Below are 22892 nucleotides of genomic sequence, written 5' to 3' on the forward strand. Positions count from 1 at the left end.
AGGGAACGGAAATAAAAAGTTGTTCATATAGTAAATAGACAGAATTGACAGTAGAGGAGATGTTTGCTGTGAGCAATAATCCAAGGCAAAATTCATATGACCTGCAGCAGTGGTATCAAATACAGCAACAACACCAAGCACAACAACAGGCATATCAAGAACAATTACAACAACAAGGATTTGTGAAGAAAAAGGGATGCAATTGCGGGAAAAAGAAGAACACAATAAAACAATATGAAGAATGAAACACTCATGCTACTGTGAGTGTTTTTTATTATGTATAAAAAGCGGTATTTCTGTATTAGAAATACCGCTTTTTACTAGCTAATTTGTGCAACTGTTAATGCTGCCGCACGGATGTCTACAGTTCCAATTAACTCAACTGGCACAATTTGAATTAAGTCACCAGGATTTAAGTTAATAAGAATGACACCACTGGATACATCTACTTCACCAGTACCAATAACGTTAGAACGAACTGCTGTACCTGATCCAGGAATAATATTAGCTGGTGTATTTAATGATAAGAAGAAACGACCAGCTTCTGGTGCAGTAGGTACGTTATCAAGACTAATTGTTAATGTATAACTAATTTGATAAATACCAGCTCGTAGAATTCGAATGCCATCTCCGACACTTACTGTATCGTTGATTACAGGAACAGTAATATTTGGGTTTGGACTTACACTAGGTAATAGTAGTGGTGTAAATAGTGAAGCGAACTGAGGTGCAGAAGCATTGAAAGCAAAACCAAAGGCAGGTAGTGTACTAGCTGGTTTTGCCTCGCAATCGATTTTAGTAAATTCGCAATCAGAAGAGAACATGTTTTTCACTCCTTTATCTGTTTCTACTTTCAGTTAATGAAAAGGACAGGTTCTATGTTCTAGACAAGTTCCCAATTTTAAGAAATTTACATAAGAATACTCTTTAAGCATGGATTGGGTGGCAGAATTATCTGCCACCCAATCCATGCTTAACTCATTATTTAGTTTTAAATAGAAACATCACGTAAGCATTGAATAGCGCAGAAGCAACTTAAATCAACAGTAATGCAAGTGGAGGTTGATATTAGTCTTGCATTTGGTACAGCTAAAAACGTACAGATTGGGTCGTCACCAGGTGGTACAGCGGTACCATCACCTAAAACTACAGTTAATACACGCAATACAGCACAGTCGTCATCATCTATACTTTCTACGCGGAAAATGGGAGATCGGCAACTAGTAAGGCTTGAAGATGGTGCAAATGCTTCGAAAGGTTCTCCGGTTTTTGTGTATAAAATAAAAGGACGTGTATTCGCTACTGATGCATTGTTATGTGCACCTAAAAATGGAACTTCGCAACCAGATCCACATGTTGTCGTTGCACATTCTTGTAGTTCATGTATAAAACGAACGACATTCGATACACAGTTGAAATCACACTCATGTTGATGATCTTCATTACAATTGCAGCTCATTATGTTCACTCCTTCTCGTGAGTTCTGACATACACTATTACAATATGAGTGGGATATGGCTGATATTACGTTAATTCTCACGATAAAAACAAGGAATTTATATAGGAGGGATGTACATAGCGTGATATAAAAAAAGACATCCTTATTTAGTGGATGTCTTTTCAGGTAAATCTTTTCGCACAGTATATAAAAAACGAGATATATCTAATTTCTTTCCTCTGAAAAATTGCGGAGAAGAAATGTAAAGTTCTTCTTTCGCACGTGTAATGGCGACATACAGTAACCGGCGTTCTTCTTCTAACGCTTCAGAAGTTTCCGTAACACGATCATTTGCATCTTTTAAAGAAGAAGTATGGGGCAGGATTCCATCACTCGCTCCAAGTAAAAAGACACATGGAAATTCAAGGCCTTTTGCGTTATGAATTGACATAAGTGAAACGGCATCTTTTTGCGGCATTGTTTTTAATGCTTCCATTTCTTTTTGACCTTGAATCGCCTCGTCGATAAATTGTAAATAAGCTGGAATATCGGTGAAACGAGTGGCAGACTCCATTAATTCTTCCAACATTTCTTCTTGTATGTCTTTATGCATTGTAAAGGAAGAACGATCGTTACTTTGCAAGTACTCTAAATATTTTCCTTTACCATGAATGATTTCTTTTAATGCTTTTTTCGGTTCTAATTCTTTTATAAATTTAATAAAATCGATGCGCTCATTTACCTTTTTCACTTGAAAAGGTTTTAAGCTTGGATTTAATAGTAAGAAATGAAGAAGAGAAGGGAAGCGCCCCTCACCATATTTCCATTGTTCACGTTCAATAAATGAAATACAATCATCACGTCCGATATACATCGTCGGCAATATGTTTGAAAGTGATTCTAGTCGAAACGGCTCAATCACAAGTCGTAGATGATCTAATACAGGCTTAATTAAAGAATGTTCATAAAATGATTGGCTCGCTCCGTGTTTAATAAACGGGATTTTATGAATGGTAAGCTGATCAAGTAACGAACGACTTACAGAATGTGTGCGATATAGTAAACAAAAATCTTTATAGTTTCGTTCACCGCTATCTACTTTTTCTTGAATGAGCTGTAAAATTTGATTTGCTTCATCAAGAGTCGTAGCAGGTCTTGAATAAAAAGGTTGTACACCTTCTTCACGAACAGAGTATAGCTCTTTATCAAAACGTTCTTGATTTAATTTTATAACTTCATTTCCAAGCCCGACGATAAAGGGATTGGATCGATAATTCGTATTTAGTGCAATGATTGTTGTGTTATCAAATTCTTTTGGAAAAGATAAAATAATTTGGTGACTTGCTCCCCGCCAGCCATAAATTGCTTGATCATCATCACCTGCGATGAACAAATTATTTCTTGGCGTGGCTAACAATTTTACAATTTCATATTGTGCATAGGATGTATCTTGAAACTCATCTACTTCAATGTAGTGAAAACGTTGTTGTAATTGAGTTAGTAAAGGAGCATTATTTTCTAACATATAATATGTTTCCAATAAGATGTCATCGAAATCAATATAATTGTATCTTTGTTTTACCTCTTCAAAACGTTCGTATACTTCTTTAAATTCTTGTTCGACTGGTGTTTTCGCTTTTACATCTTTCGGACGATTTAATTTGTTTTTCTCAAGTGAAATCATCGCGAGCATCGTTTCCGCATCGTAATCGTCTTTTAAACGCAATTCTTTTAAAATTTTTTTTATCATAATTTGTTTATGTTTTTCATTTGCTAAAATTTGCTGATTATACCCTTGACTACGAAGCAATTTTAAGAAAACAGAGTGGAATGTACCAGCAACAACGTAGCTACTTGCTGCATGATTCATACCTGGTAACTTCGCAACACGACTTCGGATTTCTTCAGCTGCTTTTTGTGTAAATGTAAGTAATAAAATATTTCGTGGATGAACTTGTTTTACATTTACTAAATAACCAACGCGAGTTGTTAAAACAGATGTTTTCCCGCTTCCGGCACCAGCTAGTGTAAGAACAGGACCTTCTGTTGTGCGCACGGCTTCTAATTGTTTTTCGTTTAAAAAAACATTTTGTTGCTCGAGAGCGCGGAAATAAGCCGCATCTACATCTTCTTCCATAATTAAATGGGTAGATGTTTTTGGAATATGAAATGTCGCACGCGGAATATCAGCGTGTGTTAACGATTTTTGTGAAAATTTTTCTTGTGTCATATGTTCACCTTCAAAACTATAGCATCAACATTTAACTTTAGCGGAAGAAAAAGAAAATAGCAATGTAAAAAAACAGGAGGGGTCACCTCCTGCTTTCAAATTACAATTCTTTTATCATTACGACGTGCGGGATATTTGCTTCCATAAATACATCAGAACTTGTTACATATCCAAGTTTTTTATAGAAATCTTCAGCATGTGTTTGAGCGTGAAGTTTCAATTTCGGTAGCGAATTTTCTTTTGCATACGCTTCAAGCGAATCCATAACAATTTTTCCGATGCCTTTTTTACGATGGGAATTTAGCACGCAAATGCGTTCCATTTTTCCGATACCATCAAGGGTGCGAAAACGTCCAGCACCAACTGGAACATCATTGTCATATATAACAACGTGTGTTGAAGTTTCTTCAAACTCATCGTACTCTTCTTCAGCAGAGACACGTTGTTCATTTACAAACACTTGTTTACGTACAGAGAATGCATCTCTTAGTTGTTCGTCCGTTTGTACAATCTGTGCGTGCAAATTAGTTGTTCCCCTTTCCAAGACGGAATGTTTCGTGTACAGTCCATGTTCCATTTTCTAATTGATATAGAAGATGGAAACGATCAATTGGTTGTTCGTAATAGAAATCTTTCATACGTAATCGGCCCAACACATCAGCATGCTCTGCATCTGATAAGCCTTGTCCGATTGTTAAATGAGGTACGAAAGCATATTCGCGTTCTTGCGTGAATAACCCGCTATGCATTTCTTCATTTAAGAAAGTAAGTTCAGGTGTTTTTTCTACTTTAAAGTAAAGGACGTTATTAACAGGTGCGAATGAACCAACTTTCCCAACATGAAGGGTGAAAGGGTTCGTTTTACTTGCGATTGTATGTAACTCGTTTACAATCGACTCTAATTGTTCATCTTGCGCCTCAAAGGGTGTTTTCAATGTAATATGTGGCGGAACTAATGCGTAGTGCGGGTCATAACGTTTACGCAATCCGTTCGCTTTATCTTGAATCATTTTAGATGGGAAAATTACAATGCCTAATTTCATGTTCCAATTCCTCCCTTTGTAAGTCTAGTTAGATTTTGAGATAAATAAATCTCTTTATCTATTATATCAAATTATTCTGAATACTGCTCTCTATTATTTCATTGATAGAATATGAGAGAAGGCTTTCGGTAAATCAGTCTGCCAATATTTCCAAGTATGATTGCCTTCAAATTCCTCGTAATGCGTGATGAAGTTTCTAGCTGTAAGAAGCGTATTTAACTCACGGTTCGGCCCTACGAAATCAGATACTTGTCCATCAGTACGCTTTACAGCCGTTTCTTCTGTACCGATGACGTGATACAGTTCTAATGCCTGTGGATCTTTGAATTCTTTTGCTAAGTTCATCACTGTCTCATCCACAAATGGTGATTGCATAACGACTTTACCGAATGTATGCGGATACATAATTGCAGTCATAAAGGAAACTGTTCCGCCAAGAGAATCACCAATTAACACACGACCTTTCCCCATTTGGTACGTTGGATAATTTTCATCAATATATGGTGCAAGCTCGTGAGCAAGGAAACGAATATATGCAGCATTTTTTACTTCATTTGGGAAATATTTTTCTTTACGATCATGTACATTTTTATATGGAATACCGACAATAATTGTACGGTCAATTTCTCCGGTTTCACGAAGGCGCTCAATTACACGGTGCGCTTTACCGAGCTGAAAATAATCTCTACCATCTTGTACAATTACAACTGTATGTTTGTGCAGTGGTGTGTAATTTACTGGTAAATAAACGAGAAGTGTAACGTCTTCTTGAAGTGATGCGCTATAAAATGAAATTTCTTCAATTCTCCCTATTGTTTGACTCATGTAGATCCCCCTAAATAAAAATTTACTGTAACGATTGTAAGAGCGACGCTTGTAGTGAAAAGGAAAGAAATATTCACTAATTGGTGCCTTAATTTCTATTTTACCATAATGGTACGAAGAATCTAAAAAATTAGTATTTAAGTTACGAAAGAAAACGGATATAATGAAGTGGGATTTTTGACAGGTGAGAGGGGAGACAGGATTTGAAACAAGAAAAATCAATCGCACTACCATTGGCTATTTCTATAATTGCCATTTCCTTTGCAGCAGTTTTTGTAAAGATGTCCTCAGCACCATCTTCAATATTAAGTATGTACCGCTTATGGATTATCGTACTTATTATGCTGCCTATCGTATGGAAAAAAAGAGAGGAATTTAATAAGATTCAAATGAAAGATTGGGGCTTTTTAATTGGATCTGGTTTCTTTTTAGCACTTCATTTTCTTTTATGGTTTGAATCTTTAAAGCATACAACAGTTGCTAGTTCAACAATTATTTTGGCACTTCAACCGATCGTATCTTTAGTTGGAGGTTTTTTTCTATTTAAAGAAAGAACAACATATTCAGCCATTGCAACGATGGGAATCGCTATTTTAGGAGTAATGTGCATTGGTTGGGGAGATTTAGGTTTAAGTAAGCAAGCAATTTATGGTGACATATTATCCTTTCTAAGTGTAATAGCAGTTGTCGGTTATTTATTTATCGGGCAAACGACAGTGAAGAAAGTATCACACTGGATTTATAGCTTTACAGTCTTTGCGTGCGCAGGTCTTTTTATGGGGATTTATAATGTCATATTACAAGTACCCTTTACAGGTTATACGAAGTGGGATTGGACTGTTTTTCTTTTACTTGCGGTTGTGCCGACAGTGTCACATGTAATTAATAATTGGCTGTTAAATTATGTGAATGCAACGACAATTTCAATGAGTATTTTAGGAGAACCTGTTGGAGCATCTATACTTGCGTTCTTCTTACTTGGAGAAAAATTAAATGCAATGCAGATTATCGGTAGCATGCTCGTATTGTTTGGTGTATCTGTTTTCTTACTGCAGCAACAAAAGCGAATAGCAAAAAATGTCGTAAATGAGCCAGTGTATACACAGGAATTATAATGTTGGAGAAGAAAAGAGAAGTTATGATACTTCTCTTTTTGTTTTATAGAAATGCGGGCGTAGAAGGGGGAGGAAAATGGAAGAGATGTTAAAGAAGTATATGAATAGATTTACAACACTAAGTGAAGAAGAGTAGCAAATGATCCTCAGTGAATTACAAATTGAAGAATATAAAAAAGGAACAGTATTCCTAAGACAAGGAAATGTTCCGTTAAAATGTTATTTTGTATTAAAAGGATGCGTTAGGCAACATAGTATAGATCAAGCAGGGAAAGAAGTTACATCAAATTTTTATACAGAAGAACAGGCAATTTCGAATTTCAACCATCATAAACAAGATAAATCTTCATCTTTTTTTATTAATCTTGTAAAAAGTAAAAACTCAAATATTGGAATCAAGTAAAAGAGTGGCTACGAAGCCACTCTTTTACTTTGGATTTGTCATATAAGGTTGTACATGAATGACACATAGGTCACGGAATTTGCCTTCAGCAGTTGTGACAATTACGACTGCTTTACCTGCACTTTTTCCAGTAATCGTTACGGTGTCATCTTTTGGATATATGGTGATGATATCAGAATTCATATTTGACCAAATAAGCTCTTTATTCGTTGCTTGTATTGGTAAAATGGAAGCTGATAACACAATGTTTTGTCCCGTTTTTATTTTTAATTTATGTTTTTCCATATGAACACCGATGACTGAAATAACAGAAGGAGCAATTGAAATTTTAGGCGGATTAGGTTGCATGTTTAAACAAGACGCAGAAGTATTTGTGATAGGTGAAAATTTTCGTGTTTGTTGTTGCTGGAAAGCTGCTAACATGTTGAAGTCCCCTTTCTGTATAAGTGCTGATACTCATACTATAAAGGAGTAGTGTTATGTTAAATTTAACGAAACATAAAGAATTTGTTAAATTTGATAAGAAGATTGTCGAACTGTAAAAAATCTCTGCTGTTATGATAACAGCAGAGATTTTTTTATAAATTATGAAGATGTTGTTTTTCGAAATCCTCAAATTGCTCTTCAACTTCTTTTGAAGGTTGTGTTAGTAAACTAACAATTACGATGGCTAGTAAACTAATAGCGAAGCCTGGAATCATTTCATATAAGAAATCTTTTAAGAATTTGAATTGAGTCCATATAATAACAGTAGCGGCACCAGAAATCATACCGGCAAGTGCGCCCCATTTCGTCATACGTTTCCAATATAAGCTTAATAAAATAGCAGGTCCAAATGAAGAACCGAACCCAGCCCAAGCGTATCCAACAAGAGCTAAAATTGTATCATTTTGTTTAAACGCTAAAGCGCATCCAACTAATGCAATAACAAGTACAGCCATACGACCGACAAATACAAGCTCTTTATCAGAGGCAGAGCGTTTAAAGAATGTACGATATAAGTCTTCCGTTACTGCACTTGAAGTAACGAGTAACTGAGATGAGATTGTACTCATAATCGCTGCTAAAATAGCGGCTAATAAGAATCCAGTAATAAGTGGATGGAATAAAATTTTTCCTAGTTCAAGGAAAATTGTTTCCGGGTTAGATAATGTTAACTCTTGTTGTGAATAGTAAGCAATACCGATAAGACCAGTAAACATAGCTCCGACAACAGAGAAAATCATCCAGCTCATACCAATTCTTCGTGCGCTTTTCAGTTCTTTTACGGACGAAATCGCCATAAAGCGTACGATAATATGAGGTTGTCCAACATAACCAAGCCCCCATGCGAATAAAGAAATCATTCCTAAAGTAGAGGCACCTTTAAAAATATCTAAACGTGTTGGATCTACAGAGCGGATTGTATCAAATGCAGGTCCAAGTCCATTCGAATTCATAATTGTTACGATAGGAACAAGAATAAGAGCGACTACCATAATGATTCCTTGCACGAAGTCTGTCCAACTTACTGCTAAGAACCCACCAAATAATGTGTAAGCTACAACAACGCCTGCAACAATGAATAATCCAACGTGGTAGTTCATACCAAATGAATTTTCAAATAATACAGCGCCTGAAACTAATCCTGAAGCTACATAGAAAGTAAAGAAAATCATAATAACAAGTCCAGATACTAAACGTAGCATATGAGATTTGTCGTGGAAACGGTGTTCCAAAAATTCTGGAATAGTAATAGAGTTATTTGCAATTTCTGAGTAGGTACGTAAGCGAGGAGCAACATAAAGCCAGTTTGCGTATGCGCCTAGTGTTAGGCCGATCGCAATCCAACTACTACTTAATCCAACGCTAAACATTGCACCTGGTAATCCCATTAAAAGCCAACCGCTCATATCGGATGCTCCAGCACTTAATGCCGTTACTGCGGGGCCTAGTGTACGCCCGCCAAGCATATAATCTGTTAAGTTGGACGTTCGTTTATAGGCGAAATAGCCGATTACTAACATCCCGAGCATGTAAATAGAGATTGAAGTTAAAGTTAACATCTGCGTACTCATGAAGTTCCCCTTCCTTTTGTCATGTCTTTTGATGCGTTAATACCTGATTGATTAAAGTTTCACTTTATAATCTATCATGATTATTCTGAAAAATCCATATAGAAATACGAATTTTCAGAAATGTAAGCGTTTTTTGATGTTATTTTACTTTTTTAATATATAATATTCATACAAAAAACCTTATTTTTAATAGAGTATTTATTATATTTACATAAAAAGAGGTTGTTTTGTCAATATAATATTGAAAGGAAAGAAAAATAAAATTTTTAAAAAAGTATTGACTTGTAAAAAAAGTCAGGTCTATAATGAGTGCAACTTAAAAAAATGCAAGCGTTGATGAAGAAGAGTACACATGATGAACATGTCAGAGAGCTGATGGTTGGTGCGAATCAGTATGGAATTGATGTGGAATGGGCTTCGGAGCTTCCAAACCGAAACGAAAGAAGTAGGCTTTGGCGACATGATCTCATCGATACAAGAGACACGTATTGTTTTTGATACGGTAAAGTGCGTTACATTTGTAACGAATTAAGGTGGCACCACGGGAGTACCCGTCCTTTCTATAGGATGAGTACTCCCTTTTTGTGTATAAAAAATTAAATAAATGAAATCGTTTAAGTAAGAAGAGTACGTATATTGGAGACGTTACAGAGAGCCGGGAATAGGTGGGAGCCCGGTACGGTGCCATATACGGAATGGGCTTACGAGAGGTATGCTGAACAATTATTTTCAGTAGGCAACCCGGGTTCCGCCGTTACAAGGATAAGGTATAAATTTTGTACCTGAACAAAGCGGGATGCTTTTGCATCCAACACGAGGTGGTACCGCGGTATATTTATCGTCCTCTACATATTTTCGATATGTAGGGGACTTTTTTATTTTTCAGGGTGAGGTGAAGGACATGATGACGAAAGAAGAATTTATAAAACAAAAAAGAGAGAGAAAGACATTTTTAGTAATCACTGAAGAAGAAGGAGATAGCATTACGCCAATTTCTTTATATAGACGTATGAAAGGGAAGAAGAAATTCTTATTAGAAAGTTCACAGCTTCATCAAGATAAAGGACGTTATTCTTACTTGGGATGTAATCCTTATGGAGAAGTGAAAAGCGTTGGTACGGAAGTGGAACGAACGATTTACGGCCGGACAGAAAAGTTACAAGGTAACGTACTGCAAGTGTTAGAAGAAGTAATCGTACCATCACAAGTAGACAGTCTATTTCCATTTTGCGGAGGAGCAGTTGGTTATATTGGATATGATGTCATTCGGCAGTATGAAAACATTGGAGCGGATTTACACGACCCATTAAATATTCCGGAAGTACACCTTTTACTATATCGTGAGTTTATCGTTTACGATCATTTACGCCAAAAGTTGTCGTTTGTATATGTATGCAGGGAAGATGATTCAACAGATTATGAGGAAGTATACGAAAGGCTACGAGTATACAAAGAGGAAGTGCTACAAGGAGAAGAAGCTGAAGTAAATGCAATACAATCCACATTATCATTCACTTCTTCTATAACGGAAAAAGAGTTTTGTGAGATGGTAGAAATTGCGAAAGAATATATAAGAGCGGGAGACATATTCCAAGTCGTACTATCACAGCGTTTACAAAGTGAATGTATTGGGGATCCATTCTGGTTATACCGAAAACTTCGAATTGCAAATCCATCACCATATATGTTCTATATCGATTTTCAAGATTATGTTGTACTCGGTTCTTCGCCGGAAAGTTTACTATCAGTAAGGGAGGATAAAGTGATGACGAATCCAATTGCTGGTACAAGGCCGAGGGGGAAAACGAAGAGGGAAGACGAGGAAATCGCAAAAGAACTGTTAGGCAATGAGAAAGAGCGAGCAGAGCATATGATGCTTGTAGATCTTGGGCGAAACGATATTGGTAGAGTGAGCGAAATCGGCTCGGTTACGATAGATAAATATATGAAAGTAGAAAAATACTCTCACGTTATGCACATTGTATCTGAAGTTTACGGAACATTGCGAAAACAAATGGGCGGATTTGATGCGTTAGCGTATTGCTTACCAGCAGGAACGGTTTCTGGAGCTCCGAAAATTAGAGCGATGGAAATTATAAATGAACTAGAGAATGAAAAAAGAAATGTATACGCTGGTGCAGTTGGATACGTTAGTTTTTCAGGAAATCTTGATATGGCGCTCGCTATTCGAACGATGGTCGTAAAGGATGAAAAAGCATACGTTCAGGCAGGAGCAGGAGTCGTTTACGATTCAGATCCAGTAGCTGAATATGAAGAAACATTAAATAAAGCGAGAGCGCTTTTGGAGGTAATGAAATGATTGTACTTATCGATAATTACGATTCGTTCACATATAACTTGTATCAACTGTTAGGCGAACATGAAGAAGAAATTGTAGTTGTAAGAAATGATGAAATAACGATAGAACAGTTAGAAGAGATGAATCCAAGAGGAATTGTACTTTCACCAGGACCAGGAAAACCAGAGGATGCTGGCATTTGTATCGACGTCATCCGTCATTTTTATAAGAACGTTCCCATATTAGGGATTTGTCTTGGTCACCAAGCGATCATAGCTGCATTTGGAGGAGACATTGTTAGAGCAGAACGTATTAAACATGGAAAAACATCGCGTGTGAAACATAACGGAATGTCAATCTTTTCATACGCTACACAGCCGTTAACGGCAATGCGCTATCATTCCCTTGTTGCAGAGCAAACGAGCTTGCCAGAGTGTTTTGACATATTAGCGACAGCGATGGACGACGGAGAGATAATGGCAGTCCGTCACAATTATTATCCGCTCTTCGGATTACAGTTTCATCCGGAATCAATCGCAACAGAAGAAGGCGGAAAGTTAATACGTGCCTTTTTAACAGAAGTAAAAGAGGAGGAAAGAGTATGAATAACTATCTTCGTAAATTAGTGGAGGGTCAACATTTAACAGAAGAGGAAATGTATAAAGCAGGACTACTTTTATTAAGTGAAAACATATTAGAAAGTGAAATTGCAGCTTTCTTAGTCTTACTGAAAGCGAAAGGTGAAAATGCAGAAGAAATATACGGTCTCGTTCGAGCTCTTCGCGAAAAGGCACTACCATTTTCGAACCATATACAAGGAGCAATGGACAATTGCGGGACGGGTGGTGACGGTGCTCAAACGTTTAATATTAGCACAACATCAGCATTCGTACTGGCAGGAGCTGGCGTAAAGGTTGCAAAACATGGTAATCGTGCTGTTTCTAGTAAAACAGGAAGTGCAGACTTATTAGAAGAACTAGGTGTAAATATTAGTAGTACGCCAAACGAAATTGATTATTTACTAGAGCATGTGGGCATTGCATTTTTATTTGCACCAGTGATGCATCCAGCACTAAGGCGCATTATGAAAATAAGAAAAGAGTTAAACGTGCCGACGATCTTTAATTTAATTGGTCCTTTAACAAATCCAGTGAATTTAGAAACACAATTTGTCGGTATTTATAAACGAGATATGTTATTACCAGTTGCACAAGTATTACAAAAGTTAGGCCGGAAACAAGCGCTTGTCGTAAATGGAAGTGGTTTTTTAGATGAAGCGTCATTACAAGGGGAAAATCACGTAGTCATTTTAAAAGATAATGAAATAGTAGAAATGAGTATTGATCCAGAAAAGTATGGTTTTTCAAGAGTGAAAAATGAAGAAATTAGAGGGGGGAATTCAAAAGAAAATGCAAAGATTACAGTCGGCGTATTGAGCGGAGAAAAGAGTGTTTATCGTGATACCGTTTTATTAAATGCAGGTCTAGCTCTTTTCGCAAATGGAAAAACGGAAACGATTGAAGAAGGAATTAAACTCGCGGCACATAGCATTGACTCTGGAAAAGCATTAACCAAATTAAACTTATTAATTGCAGCAAGCAACGAAAAATTAGAAAGGGTGAACTAAAGTGGGGACGATTTTAGATAAAATTGTAGAACAGAAGCGAAGGGAAGTTGCGGAGTTGTATGAAATATATACACCAGTAAAAACAAAAAGAAAGACACATTCACTTGTAGAAGCGTTACAGCAGTTTACTGTCATTGCAGAAGTAAAGCGAGCATCACCATCAAAAGGAGATATCAATTTACACGTTGACGTACGAAGACAAGTGCAAACATATGAGAAATGTGGTGCAGGAGCAGTCTCTGTTTTAACAGATGGTCAATTTTTTAAAGGATCGTTTCACGATTTACAAACAGCAAGAGAAGAAAGTAACATTCCGCTTTTATGTAAAGATTTCATAATAGATAAGATTCAAATCGATAGAGCGTATGAAGCGGGAGCAGATATTATTTTACTAATTGTAGCAGCGTTAACGAAAGAGAAGTTAAAAGAGTTGTATAGCTACGTGTTAGAAAAAGGATTGGAAGCGATTGTTGAAGTTCATGATGAACAGGAATTAGAAACTGCGATTGTATTAAATCCGCACGTTATTGGTATTAATAACCGTAATTTAAAAACGTTCGAAGTAGATTTAAGCCAAACTGAAAAGCTTGGAAAAAGATTGAATGAGGAGAAATTACTTTGGATTAGTGAAAGCGGGATTCATTCAAAAGAGGATATTATTCGTGTTAAAAAAGCCGGAGCAAAAGGTGTATTAATTGGAGAGGCACTTATGACATCATCTTCTATTAGTAACTTTTTTGAAGACTGTAAGGTGAATATATGAAAGTGAAAATTTGCGGCATCACTGATATGGAAACAGCAAAACGTGCTTGCGAATACGGTGCAGATGCACTCGGATTTGTTTTTGCAGAAAGTAAGCGAAAAATCACTCCAAAGAGAGCGGAAGAAATCATTCAGGAGCTTCCAGCCAACGTGTTAAAAATCGGTGTTTTCGTAAATGAATCAGTAGAAGTGATCCAGAAAATTGCAGATGAGTGCGGGTTAACATATGTACAACTACATGGAGATGAAGATAATTATCAAATTAGAAGATTGAATATTCCGTCTATAAAATCACTAGGAGTAACTTCAGAGAGTGATATGAAAAACGCTCAAGGGTATGAAACGGATTATATATTATTTGATAGCCCGAAAGAAAAGTTTCATGGAGGAAATGGAAAGACATTTTCATGGGAACTACTTGGGCATATGCCAAAAGAATTGCGAAAGAAAACGATATTAGCTGGTGGATTAAACGCTCTTAATATAGAAGAAGCAATTCGAACTGTTCGGCCTTATATGGTCGATGTGAGCAGCGGAGTAGAGACAGAAGGAAAGAAAGATGTAGAGAAAATAAAACAATTTATTATAAAAGCGAAGGAGTGTTCCAAATGAACTACGCATATCCAGATGAAAAAGGACATTACGGTATATACGGAGGACGATACGTTCCAGAAACGTTAATGCAATCTGTACTAGAACTAGAAGAAGCATATAAAGAAGCGATGCAAGATGAAGCATTTCAAAAGGAATTAAATCATTATTTAAAAACGTACGTCGGAAGAGAAACACCGCTATATTATGCTGAAAATATGACGAAGTATTGCGGTGGTGCAAAGATTTATTTAAAACGTGAAGATTTGAACCATACAGGAGCTCATAAAATTAACAATACAATCGGTCAGGCACTACTTGCAGTGCGAATGGGCAAGAAAAAAGTTGTCGCTGAAACAGGAGCCGGACAACACGGAGTTGCAACAGCTACTGTATGTGCTCTTCTCGGGTTAGAATGTGTTATTTTTATGGGAGAAGAAGATGTAAGACGTCAAAAATTAAATGTGTTCCGAATGGAATTACTCGGAGCGAAAGTAGAAAGTGTAGCAGCAGGTAGCGGTACATTAAAAGATGCGGTAAACGAGGCGCTTCGTTACTGGGTTTCACATGTGCATGATACGCACTACATTATGGGATCTGTTCTCGGACCACATCCATTCCCGCAAATTGTCCGTGATTTCCAAAGTGTAATTGGGAATGAGACGAAGAAACAATATGAAGAATTAGAGGGGAAATTACCAGAAGCAGTTGTTGCTTGCATTGGTGGTGGGAGTAACGCGATGGGAATGTTTTATCCATTTGTACATGATGAAGAAGTTGCTCTTTACGGCGTAGAAGCAGCTGGAAAAGGCGTTCATACAGAAAAGCATGCAGCAACTTTAACGAAAGGAAGCGTCGGTGTCCTGCACGGATCAATGATGTATCTTCTGCAAAACGAAGATGGGCAAATTCAAGAAGCACACTCTATTTCAGCAGGACTTGATTATCCAGGTGTTGGTCCAGAACATAGCTTGCTAAAAGATATTGGCCGCGTTTCTTATCATTCGATAACAGACGAAGGAGCATTAGAAGCATTTCAATTATTAACGAAAAAAGAAGGCATTATCCCGGCGCTAGAAAGTTCACATGCTGTCGCATATGCATTAAAATTAGCTCCGAAAATGAAGGAAGAAGAAGGACTTGTTATTTGCTTATCAGGCCGCGGTGATAAAGATGTAGAGAGTATAAAACGTTATATGGGAGAGGTGTAAAAAATGGGAGTAGAAAAAATTAAATCAGCGTTTGAAAATGGCAAGAAAGCATTTATTCCGTACGTAATGGGCGGAGATGGCGGCCTTGAAAAATTAAAAGAAAGAATTCGTTTTCTAGATGAAGCTGGAGCAAGCATCGTTGAAATTGGTATTCCGTTTTCAGATCCAGTCGCGGATGGCCCAACGATTCAAAGAGCAGGAAAGCGAGCGCTAGATAGCGGCGTAACATTAAAAGGCATTTTTCAAGCGTTAGCAGAGGTAAGGAAAGAAGTACAAATGCCCTTTGTTCTTATGACATATTTAAATCCTGTACTTGCATTTGGAAAAGAGAGATTCATCGAGAACTGTATAGAAGCAGGTGTAGACGGCATCATCGTTCCAGACTTACCGTATGAAGAACAAAATATTATTACGCCGTTACTTCGAGAGGCAAACATTGCGTTCATTCCACTCGTTACCGTAACGAGTCCTATTGAAAGAATTGAAAAAATTACGAGTGAATCAGAAGGGTTCGTTTATGCTGTTACAGTAGCGGGCGTAACGGGAGTACGTCAAAACTTTAAAGAGGAGATTCATAGTTACTTAGAAAAAGTAAAATCACACGTCAACTTACCAGTAGTCGCAGGATTTGGTATTTCAACAAAGGAACATGTAGAAGAAATGATTACAATATGCGACGGAGTTGTCGTTGGAAGTAAGATCATTGAGCTTTTAGAAAATGAAAAGCAAGAAGAAATATGTGAATTAATATATGCAACAAAACAAAAAGAAGAGGCGTAGTCTCTTCTTTTTGTTTTGCGTAATAAATGTTAAAATATACAGAAAATACATATAATTTAGAGGGTGAGAAGGCATGCTAAGACGTAAACTACTATATCTATTTTTAACTGTACCGCTATACGCTTGGCTTATTAGCATGACGAAAATAGAGTTAATGGCTTTATTTTTAGGGTATGTATTCATCTTTTCCAATTTAAATCGCATTCAAGAACAGTCTATTTTAGAAATATGTCTATTTTCGATTAGTATAGAATTATTTAGTATCGTTTCGATTGTATTATTAAACGAATTATTTCTACGGATTCATTCATTTGCATTAATGAAATTTTGGAATATTATATTGCAAGCAATATGTACTTACATTGTGTTTGTTGTGTTGAAAGAAATAGTCGGAAAGCAGACAGTTTTTCAGGATAATAGAAAATGGGAGTGAATAAAAAGGAGCCGTTTGGTTCCTTTTTTGAATCTGTTATAAAAACAATTGAAAATTATGACATCTGTTATATAATAGTTAAAAATTGTATTTTAAACGAAAAGAGATGATAACATGGCCATATTGTTGGCACTTATCCCAATTATGATGATTTTCATTTGTTTATTTTTATTTAAACAAACGTCATTAAGGTCCTCGTTAATTTCCTATGCTGTGTCTGTTGGAATTGTTTTACTCTCGCCAATGTTTCAATTAGGGATAAGTGAAACTGTGCACGCAACGATTAAAGGATGGTTAATTTGTTTTATTGTCGGGTACGTTTTATTTTTCGGTATTTTTTTATTTCACCTCATGAACAAAATGGGGTACATCGATCAAGTAGCACGTTTTCTAGAAGCAGTTACTCAGGATCGCTTATTACAAATGCTGCTTATGTGTTTTGGCATTTGCCCGCTTATTGAATCAGTAAGTGGATTCGGTATTGGCTTCATGGTTGCAGCACCTATTTTTCTTTCACTAGGATATAAACCATTTCAAGCTGTACTACTCTCATTCATCGGCTTACTAGCTAGTTCATGGGGCGCAATGGCAACTGGTACGATTATCGGTTCGCAGCTAATAAATATGCCTCTTACAACACTTGGCACAAATACAGCGCTATTAAGTATTCCGATGTTTGCTTACTTCGTTATTCTTTCTTTACACGTTGTTGGCGGCTGGCAAGCGGTTATAGAAAAGTGGAAAGAAGGAGTAGGGTTCTTTCTATTATTTTCTCTCGGAATCTATCTTTCTAATGCGTACGTAAGTGTTGAACTAGCCGGGATATTAAGTTCTATCGTTACGATTACCTTTGGCTTTTTTATCATTAAATTAAAAGGAAAAAGTGGGCAAAATCTTATAACAGAACATGCGGCTGCAACGGAGAGAGAAGTATCCATTATAAAAATTATTAGCCCTTATATATTTCTAACAGTTTGTATTTTACTTTCTCGCCTCGTTCCAGCATTACATGATTTGTTCAGATCATATGCGGTTCTTGATTTGAAATCATACTCTTACAAACTAGAGTTACTATATTCACCAGGATTTTGGCTCGGTATGACTTGCTTATTTACTATTATTTTCTTCCGCATCCCGCCTAATATTATTAAACAATCACTCTCACAAACGATAAAACAATGGATTCCATTTGCTATTACGACGACAATGTTTATCGCCATTTCAGAACTAATGGGTGCATCAGGCATGCATTCATTACTCGCAAAGACAGCTGGTGAAACATTTGGAACCTTTTTCGTTTTCGCTGCTCCGTTTATTGGCGCTATTGGTGGATTTTTAACAGGTAGTAACGCAGGATCAAATGCAATGTTTATAAAACTACAAATGCAAACCGCACAAAACGTAGCACTCCCGTGGCAATATGTCACAACACTTCAAAACACCGCATCATCAGTAGCGACAATCGCTTGTCCATCACGGATTACACTAGGTGCTTACTTATGTAATATCCCTTACCGTGAAAATGAACTATTAAAGAAGACGACGTTAATGATCTTTGGTGCGGTTTTGCTTGTAGTGGTAGAAGTTATTGTTTGGTATATGTTGAGAAATTAAAAATCCTCCTAACATAGGAGGATTTTTTTTTTGAGTGGATAATGATTTAAATATGAATAGCTTCTACTAAATGAATAGGAGATGAAATGTATGCCCCTAAAAAACTACGGTGTGTTAAAAGGTACAGTTATACAATCAAAGATTGGAAAAGGGAAAACACCTCATTATCAAGTTCATTTACAGGGCGAGACAGGAGTAGATTATCGTATTGCAATTAACGTAAAGTCGCAAAGTTATCCATCAGAAGTTTTATATTTTGCGAGTAACAATATTAAGTCAGAGGCGATTCATATTTTACCGACATTACCATTCGGTTTTACAGAAATAAAAAACAATGAACCGAAAGTAGCTTTAGATTATGTAAGAGGAAATCTATTTGACTCAAATCAAATGATTCCTTTACCTCCCGAAAAAGCAGGAACAGATAATGATTTAAATGAAAAAATAGAACGTTATATAAAACGAGCAATAGAAGAAAAAGCAATTATTTACGCGTTTGGCGAAAGATGGGGACCAGAAGAAAATACACCAGATTCCTATTTTCATTTCAAACCAGGAAACGGTATACATGATATTCATATGAATCAAGGGAATGTAGAAAAATGGCAAGGTGATGATGGCATATGGCAAGACGGAGGAATACTCATTCACTTTGAAAAGGAAGAAGAATGGATTGGTATCTTTCTTGCATTCCAATCACAGTCATGGTGTACCGATGAAGAAGGGCACGCTCGTGTGCCTGTTGAGCATTGTGATTATAAGGGGAATAATTAATAAGAAGAGGGCGTTCAAAAAGAACGTCCTCTTCTTATTTTATAAAACGAAAAACTAACAAGTGTAGAAATACAAGAGAAAAGCAGTGCTACACTAGAAAACGCAATGAGATACATATTATATTTCATAACCTGTCCAATTAGCTGGCTACTGTCGTATTGAAACAGTCCCGCTATGATGTTGAATAAAAATAAAACGATAAACATGACGATAACTCCGTCTATTGATCCTTTAATGTCTGGTTTACTTAAAGCGATATGTGCGGAAATGCAAATGGCGATAAATAAAAATAACCAAAAGGAAGGATTCAATAAATTGCCGATTGTAAATAAGCTTTTCAATAATACAAACGTCGACAAGAGCATGTTTTGGATCATTTCTACATTAATAGAAGTAGAAGCAATCGTTTTTTCGAGAGTTGTATTAAATAAAAAATATGATTCTGGTACGAAATAGCGCATTAAAAGGATTAGTGCAGTAATACCAGAAATAATAGGCCCAATGCCGATGAAGAAATTCCCAATCCGTTGATACACACTTTTTTGATTGTATTGATGTTGTACGTAACCTAAAGCCCCTTGACTTGTATCTGTCGGGAAGAACTGTGTTGCTACAATCTTATGACGGAACAGCACGCACATAATGGCATGTCCAAGTTCGTGAATAGGAACACCAATCCAAGCCGTTAATAGGAATCCTTTTCTTCCAAAAGCTCTCGACCAATACATGCGTGTGAGAGATTCTAAATAGCCTAATAGAAATCCAATTACAATGATAACGCCAATTAAAGATAATAATTGGATTACGCTTGTAAGGAGTATTTGAAAAATTGAGTTTACCAATTCCATTGCCAGTCATCCAATCTGTTAAAAATATTATTTATTCTGTTTCATAATAGCATTTTTTTTCAAGATTGCTAGCACATATATTTCTTTCGAAAGAAGGATTTCAGAATCTTTTTCTTATAGTCATGTTTTATGTACAAATTCATATATTGAATTTGTAACACCCTATACGGTATATCCTTAAGGAGGGATAAGAGAATGAAATGTCCGTCATGTCATACAGAAAATGCATCAGAGGCAAAGTTTTGCGGGAATTGTGGACATTCGTTAACGGAAGAAGTAGTGGCAAGTAGTGGCCAAGAAGAAGGGCCGGAACAAGCACGTGCGGCACCAGCAAAGGAAGCTCGGCCAAATGAAACGGTAGAGCAAGCGAAGCGGTTTGCGAGCGGCTATTTTCAATTTTTTAAACATGCATTACAAGCACCGACAGCGATTATGAAAAGTGGCGCTATTGAAGTGCGAAATGGAATTGTAAGTCTTGTTCTTATTTGTTTTTTAGGAGCATGTATTTTTTATAGAATGATGAGTGCAGCATCAGCAGTTACGAGAACATTTGCACCAGATATATATACTCCCACGTTTTTTGGAGAATCTATAACGGTCTTTTTCTTTTTATTAATTTTAACTTTATTTGTCGGATTTATTATTTTTGTAAGTGGTAAGATGATGAAATCATCTTTTTCATTTCTTGAAGTATTCGGTATATGGGGAACGATAGCGACGCCGGCTATTGTCATATTAGTCCTTTCTTTTCTTTTTAGTTTCTTATTAATTTTTTTCTTACCGATATTATTATCGGTAGCTGCAACTTATATAGGGATTAGTATAACTGTAGCCGTATTAAAGCTAGACAATGGCGGATTAGATCTCGTTTACACACTTATTATTGCAAATGTTTTAATTGGAATTGCAACATTCATTGTACTTTGGTCTTACATTAGCACGATAATTCAAGCCTTAACACAGGGAATAACTGGCTTCTAATGAAAAGGTGGTTGACTGGATGAATGTATGTACAAAGTGCGGAATTCAGTTTGAAGGTGGTGTGCAATTTTGTCAAAACTGCGGGACGAAGAGGGGACGTTCTGTGGTAAAGAAGAACATGAGCGGTGGTGCAAAAGTTGGCATTACACTGTTAGCGCTATTTGTTATAGCAATTATTGGATTGTATTTGTACGGATCGTCGTATTATACGCAGGTGGCACAAGTAGACCGGATAATTACGATTTTACAAGAGAGGGACGGAGAGAAATTAGCTGAGATCGTTACGGCAGATGATCCATCGGTTATGATAACGAGAGAGAGTGTAACGCCTCTATTTTCATATATAAAAGAAAATCCATCTTACGTAAATGAATTAAAACAATATTTGAGACAAGGTGAAAAACAACGGGACGGAATAGAAAAAGCTGATTTTTCATTAACGAAAGACGGAAAGTATTTCTTTATATTTGATCGATATAAATTGAAAGCAAAGACGTACTATACAACTTTGCTTACAAATGAAAAAGACGTATCGTTAAAAATGAACGGAAAAGAAATTGATAAGACAGATGACAAAAAGTTTGAGAAGCAATATGGGCCATTTCTTCCGGGAAATCAAGTGTTTCAATCAGAGTATAAAAATGACTACGTAAAATTATCTCGTGAGGAAAAGGTTGTACTTATGAAACAAAGCCAAAATAACGTAACGATAGATTTAACGTTGCAAGGTCAATATATTACAGTTCAAACGAACGCGCCTGGTGCAACATTGTATGTAAATCAAAAACCGGTTACAGCGCTGGCAGGAGAAGAAATTACATGGGGGCCTGTAGCGACTGACGGAAGTGCGACGGTTTATTTAGAACGAAATGGAGAAAGTGGACGAGAAACGACAAAAGTAGAGACGGTAACGGCACTTTCGTCTTATAATCTTCCATTTCAAAAGAAAAGTACAGAAAAAACAGTTGTTTATAATGTTACTCCGCCACCTACGACTGGGTATGTATATAATGGTTTCATCTTTCCTGATAGTGATATTCGAAAATTAACGAGCGCAGATTTAACATATTTATCGAAAGAGCAGTTGAAAATTGCTAGAAATGAAATATATGCAAGGCATGGACATATTTTTCAAACGAAAGATATGCAAGCATATTTTGCAAAACAGCCTTGGTATAGAGAAAATCCTTATTTTAAAGGAACGTTAACAGATATCGAAACTTATAATATTGAACTAATCAAATCAACAGAATAGAGCGCTTGAAAAAGGTACAGTGTATATTACTGTACCTTTTCTATCGTTATTTAGCTGGACCAGGATCCCTAGAGAAAAAGATATGAAAGAGAAATGTGACTTTACTTGCTCCCCCGGATGTACTGGCTTGCACATCAGATAAAGAACTAGACGTTAAGGCAGCTTCAGAATGAGGAGGAACGACTATTTTGAGTGCATCATCTGATTCTGATGATATCGTAACCGTTATTGTATCATCAGAAACATTTACAACTTTAATAGTACCGACGGGGAAGATGGAGTTACCAGCATGTGATGCAGAAGCAAAGCGAGTGGCTTTCCAAATAGTTTGAGAGAAAGTGTCATTGTCTGATAACCAAGCGCGAGCACTGTATAATGTTGCATTAACGGTAAATTCTTGTTCAAGCGGGAGGGCGGCTTTCGGTTCTTTCGGTTCCTCTGGAAACTGAGCGAGAAGACCAGCGCACATGTATGTTTCACCTACTTTCAATAGTTACTGTTATAGCATATTAAACATGTTGTTTATAAGACACGACAGTTACCTATTCATACATAAGTTTGTGCACCAAATTTGAAGATGAAATTCTCTTTCTTTACAATGGAAGT

24 protein-coding genes, 1 pseudogene and 2 other annotated features are annotated in these 22892 nt (G+C 36.5%); of the genes and pseudogenes, 15 read left to right on the top strand and 10 right to left on the bottom strand.

Annotated features, from left to right (window positions below; translation table 11 throughout):
- The first annotated feature begins 59 nt into the window (after positions 1–59).
- Positions 60–245 carry a hypothetical protein gene (locus MR169_RS05695; RefSeq protein ID WP_033682795.1) on the top strand — a complete coding sequence of 62 codons (186 nt, stop codon included), beginning with the start codon at positions 60–62 and terminating at the stop codon, positions 243–245.
- A 75-nt stretch (positions 246–320) separates the two neighbouring features.
- Here the strand turns inward: MR169_RS05695 and exsF are convergent, their stop codons facing one another.
- From exsF to MR169_RS05725, 6 genes are all read right to left on the bottom strand, one after another.
- Positions 321–824: an exosporium protein ExsF gene (gene exsF / locus MR169_RS05700; RefSeq protein ID WP_000492942.1), complete on the bottom strand. Its 504-nt coding sequence runs from the start codon at positions 822–824 to the stop codon at positions 321–323.
- A 167-nt stretch (positions 825–991) separates the two neighbouring features.
- A complete protein-coding gene (gene cotY / locus MR169_RS05705; RefSeq protein WP_001277719.1) occupies positions 992–1459 on the bottom strand; it encodes a spore coat protein CotY in 468 nt (155 codons plus the stop codon).
- 142 nt (positions 1460–1601) lie between these two features.
- Positions 1602–3668, bottom strand: coding sequence for an ATP-dependent helicase (locus tag MR169_RS05710; RefSeq protein ID WP_044795499.1), 2067 nt, complete (start codon positions 3666–3668; stop codon positions 1602–1604).
- 100 nt (positions 3669–3768) lie between these two features.
- Positions 3769–4191 (bottom strand): GNAT family N-acetyltransferase, encoded by a 423-nt coding sequence (locus MR169_RS05715; protein WP_000543307.1) that lies wholly within the window; start codon positions 4189–4191, stop codon positions 3769–3771.
- Position 4192: 1 nt separating this feature from the next.
- Positions 4193–4711 carry a YjcG family protein gene (locus tag MR169_RS05720; RefSeq protein ID WP_000765863.1) on the bottom strand — a complete coding sequence of 173 codons (519 nt, stop codon included), beginning with the start codon at positions 4709–4711 and terminating at the stop codon, positions 4193–4195.
- A 93-nt stretch (positions 4712–4804) separates the two neighbouring features.
- Positions 4805–5536 (bottom strand): alpha/beta hydrolase, encoded by a 732-nt coding sequence (locus MR169_RS05725; RefSeq protein ID WP_242319098.1) that lies wholly within the window; start codon positions 5534–5536, stop codon positions 4805–4807.
- Positions 5537–5739: 203 nt separating this feature from the next.
- Between MR169_RS05725 and MR169_RS05730 the strand changes: the two genes are divergently transcribed.
- Both MR169_RS05730 and MR169_RS05735 read left to right on the top strand, forming a co-directional pair.
- Positions 5740–6651, top strand: coding sequence for a DMT family transporter (locus tag MR169_RS05730; protein ID WP_000806934.1), 912 nt, complete (start codon positions 5740–5742; stop codon positions 6649–6651).
- 76 nt (positions 6652–6727) lie between these two features.
- Positions 6728–7000 (top strand): annotated as a pseudogene (locus MR169_RS05735) (Crp/Fnr family transcriptional regulator); the annotation flags it as partial.
- A 78-nt stretch (positions 7001–7078) separates the two neighbouring features.
- Here the strand turns inward: MR169_RS05735 and MR169_RS05740 are convergent.
- Together MR169_RS05740 and putP are read right to left on the bottom strand one after the other, a co-directional pair.
- The gene (locus MR169_RS05740) at positions 7079–7477 is read right to left on the bottom strand and encodes an Ig-like domain-containing protein (protein WP_000878733.1); all 399 of its coding nucleotides are present in this window, start codon (positions 7475–7477) and stop codon (positions 7079–7081) included.
- 155 nt (positions 7478–7632) lie between these two features.
- Entirely contained in the window at positions 7633–9111 is a 1479-nt protein-coding gene (gene putP / locus MR169_RS05745) for a sodium/proline symporter PutP (RefSeq protein WP_016117426.1), read from the bottom strand.
- A 324-nt stretch (positions 9112–9435) separates the two neighbouring features.
- Positions 9436–9673, top strand: a binding site (T-box leader).
- 42 nt (positions 9674–9715) lie between these two features.
- Positions 9716–9960 (top strand) — a binding site (T-box leader).
- Positions 9961–10012: 52 nt separating this feature from the next.
- Between putP and trpE the strand changes: the two genes are divergently transcribed.
- From trpE to MR169_RS05795, 10 genes are all read left to right on the top strand, one after another.
- Positions 10013–11431 (top strand): anthranilate synthase component I, encoded by a 1419-nt coding sequence (trpE, locus tag MR169_RS05750; protein WP_142668958.1) that lies wholly within the window; start codon positions 10013–10015, stop codon positions 11429–11431.
- Positions 11428–12015 (top strand): aminodeoxychorismate/anthranilate synthase component II, encoded by a 588-nt coding sequence (locus tag MR169_RS05755; RefSeq protein ID WP_000636317.1) that lies wholly within the window; start codon positions 11428–11430, stop codon positions 12013–12015. The genes trpE and MR169_RS05755 overlap by 4 nt, the downstream gene beginning before the upstream one ends.
- On the top strand, positions 12012–13037 hold the full coding sequence (gene trpD / locus MR169_RS05760; RefSeq protein ID WP_001067356.1) for an anthranilate phosphoribosyltransferase: 1026 nt from the start codon (positions 12012–12014) through the stop codon (positions 13035–13037). Before MR169_RS05755 ends, trpD begins: the two co-directional genes overlap by 4 nt.
- A 1-nt stretch (position 13038) precedes the next feature.
- Positions 13039–13800, top strand: coding sequence for an indole-3-glycerol phosphate synthase TrpC (gene trpC, locus MR169_RS05765; protein ID WP_016117427.1), 762 nt, complete (start codon positions 13039–13041; stop codon positions 13798–13800).
- On the top strand, positions 13797–14411 hold the full coding sequence (locus MR169_RS05770; protein WP_109140054.1) for a phosphoribosylanthranilate isomerase: 615 nt from the start codon (positions 13797–13799) through the stop codon (positions 14409–14411). Before trpC ends, MR169_RS05770 begins: the two co-directional genes overlap by 4 nt.
- A complete protein-coding gene (gene trpB, locus MR169_RS05775; RefSeq protein ID WP_109140055.1) occupies positions 14408–15601 on the top strand; it encodes a tryptophan synthase subunit beta in 1194 nt (397 codons plus the stop codon). Before MR169_RS05770 ends, trpB begins: the two co-directional genes overlap by 4 nt.
- 3 nt (positions 15602–15604) lie before the next feature.
- Entirely contained in the window at positions 15605–16381 is a 777-nt protein-coding gene (trpA, locus tag MR169_RS05780) for a tryptophan synthase subunit alpha (protein ID WP_242319099.1), read from the top strand.
- A gap of 73 nt (positions 16382–16454) precedes the next feature.
- Complete coding sequence (locus MR169_RS05785) at positions 16455–16814, top strand: DUF4029 domain-containing protein (RefSeq protein ID WP_000946130.1); 360 nt, start codon at positions 16455–16457, stop codon at positions 16812–16814.
- Positions 16815–16928: 114 nt separating this feature from the next.
- Positions 16929–18428, top strand: coding sequence for an L-lactate permease (locus tag MR169_RS05790; RefSeq protein ID WP_242319100.1), 1500 nt, complete (start codon positions 16929–16931; stop codon positions 18426–18428).
- 90 nt (positions 18429–18518) lie between these two features.
- Entirely contained in the window at positions 18519–19202 is a 684-nt protein-coding gene (locus tag MR169_RS05795) for a DUF2278 family protein (protein WP_001128606.1), read from the top strand.
- Positions 19203–19216: 14 nt separating this feature from the next.
- Here MR169_RS05795 and MR169_RS05800 read toward each other — a convergent pair whose 3' ends face one another.
- Positions 19217–20050, bottom strand: a complete 834-nt coding sequence (locus MR169_RS05800; RefSeq protein ID WP_098616858.1) for a hypothetical protein — start codon at positions 20048–20050, stop codon at positions 19217–19219.
- A gap of 195 nt (positions 20051–20245) precedes the next feature.
- Here MR169_RS05800 and MR169_RS05805 point away from each other — a divergent pair, with 195 nt between their 5' ends.
- Entirely contained in the window at positions 20246–21031 is a 786-nt protein-coding gene (locus tag MR169_RS05805) for a zinc ribbon domain-containing protein (RefSeq protein WP_242319101.1), read from the top strand.
- A 19-nt stretch (positions 21032–21050) separates the two neighbouring features.
- On the top strand, positions 21051–22286 hold the full coding sequence (locus tag MR169_RS05810; RefSeq protein WP_242319102.1) for a TcaA 3rd/4th domain-containing protein: 1236 nt from the start codon (positions 21051–21053) through the stop codon (positions 22284–22286).
- Between the two features lie 46 nt (positions 22287–22332).
- Here MR169_RS05810 and MR169_RS05815 read toward each other — a convergent pair whose 3' ends face one another.
- The gene (locus MR169_RS05815) at positions 22333–22755 is read right to left on the bottom strand and encodes a hypothetical protein (protein ID WP_242319103.1); all 423 of its coding nucleotides are present in this window, start codon (positions 22753–22755) and stop codon (positions 22333–22335) included.
- Positions 22756–22892 lie beyond the last annotated feature (137 nt).

Origin of the sequence: Bacillus cereus group sp. BfR-BA-01349 (assembly GCF_022663795.1) — a bacterium.
Lineage (GTDB): Bacteria > Bacillota > Bacilli > Bacillales > Bacillaceae_G > Bacillus_A > Bacillus_A cereus.

Bases quoted from the DNA above. Each gene is read 5' to 3' on its own strand.
- MR169_RS05695 (WP_033682795.1), top strand. From the start codon at position 60: ATGTTTGCTGTGAGCAATAATCCAAGGCAAAATTCATATGACCTGCAG.
- exsF (WP_000492942.1), bottom strand. From the start codon at position 824: ATGTTCTCTTCTGATTGCGAATTTACTAAAATCGATTGCGAGGCAAAA.
- cotY (WP_001277719.1), bottom strand. From the start codon at position 1,459: ATGAGCTGCAATTGTAATGAAGATCATCAACATGAGTGTGATTTCAAC.
- MR169_RS05710 (WP_044795499.1), bottom strand. From the start codon at position 3,668: ATGACACAAGAAAAATTTTCACAAAAATCGTTAACACACGCTGATATT.
- MR169_RS05720 (WP_000765863.1), bottom strand. From the start codon at position 4,711: ATGAAATTAGGCATTGTAATTTTCCCATCTAAAATGATTCAAGATAAA.
- MR169_RS05725 (WP_242319098.1), bottom strand. From the start codon at position 5,536: ATGAGTCAAACAATAGGGAGAATTGAAGAAATTTCATTTTATAGCGCA.
- MR169_RS05740 (WP_000878733.1), bottom strand. From the start codon at position 7,477: ATGTTAGCAGCTTTCCAGCAACAACAAACACGAAAATTTTCACCTATC.
- putP (WP_016117426.1), bottom strand. From the start codon at position 9,111: ATGAGTACGCAGATGTTAACTTTAACTTCAATCTCTATTTACATGCTC.
- trpE (WP_142668958.1), top strand. From the start codon at position 10,013: ATGATGACGAAAGAAGAATTTATAAAACAAAAAAGAGAGAGAAAGACA.
- MR169_RS05755 (WP_000636317.1), top strand. From the start codon at position 11,428: ATGATTGTACTTATCGATAATTACGATTCGTTCACATATAACTTGTAT.
- trpD (WP_001067356.1), top strand. From the start codon at position 12,012: ATGAATAACTATCTTCGTAAATTAGTGGAGGGTCAACATTTAACAGAA.
- MR169_RS05770 (WP_109140054.1), top strand. From the start codon at position 13,797: ATGAAAGTGAAAATTTGCGGCATCACTGATATGGAAACAGCAAAACGT.
- trpB (WP_109140055.1), top strand. From the start codon at position 14,408: ATGAACTACGCATATCCAGATGAAAAAGGACATTACGGTATATACGGA.
- trpA (WP_242319099.1), top strand. From the start codon at position 15,605: ATGGGAGTAGAAAAAATTAAATCAGCGTTTGAAAATGGCAAGAAAGCA.
- MR169_RS05785 (WP_000946130.1), top strand. From the start codon at position 16,455: ATGCTAAGACGTAAACTACTATATCTATTTTTAACTGTACCGCTATAC.
- MR169_RS05790 (WP_242319100.1), top strand. From the start codon at position 16,929: ATGGCCATATTGTTGGCACTTATCCCAATTATGATGATTTTCATTTGT.
- MR169_RS05795 (WP_001128606.1), top strand. From the start codon at position 18,519: ATGCCCCTAAAAAACTACGGTGTGTTAAAAGGTACAGTTATACAATCA.
- MR169_RS05800 (WP_098616858.1), bottom strand. From the start codon at position 20,050: ATGGAATTGGTAAACTCAATTTTTCAAATACTCCTTACAAGCGTAATC.
- MR169_RS05805 (WP_242319101.1), top strand. From the start codon at position 20,246: ATGAAATGTCCGTCATGTCATACAGAAAATGCATCAGAGGCAAAGTTT.
- MR169_RS05810 (WP_242319102.1), top strand. From the start codon at position 21,051: ATGAATGTATGTACAAAGTGCGGAATTCAGTTTGAAGGTGGTGTGCAA.
- MR169_RS05815 (WP_242319103.1), bottom strand. From the start codon at position 22,755: ATGTGCGCTGGTCTTCTCGCTCAGTTTCCAGAGGAACCGAAAGAACCG.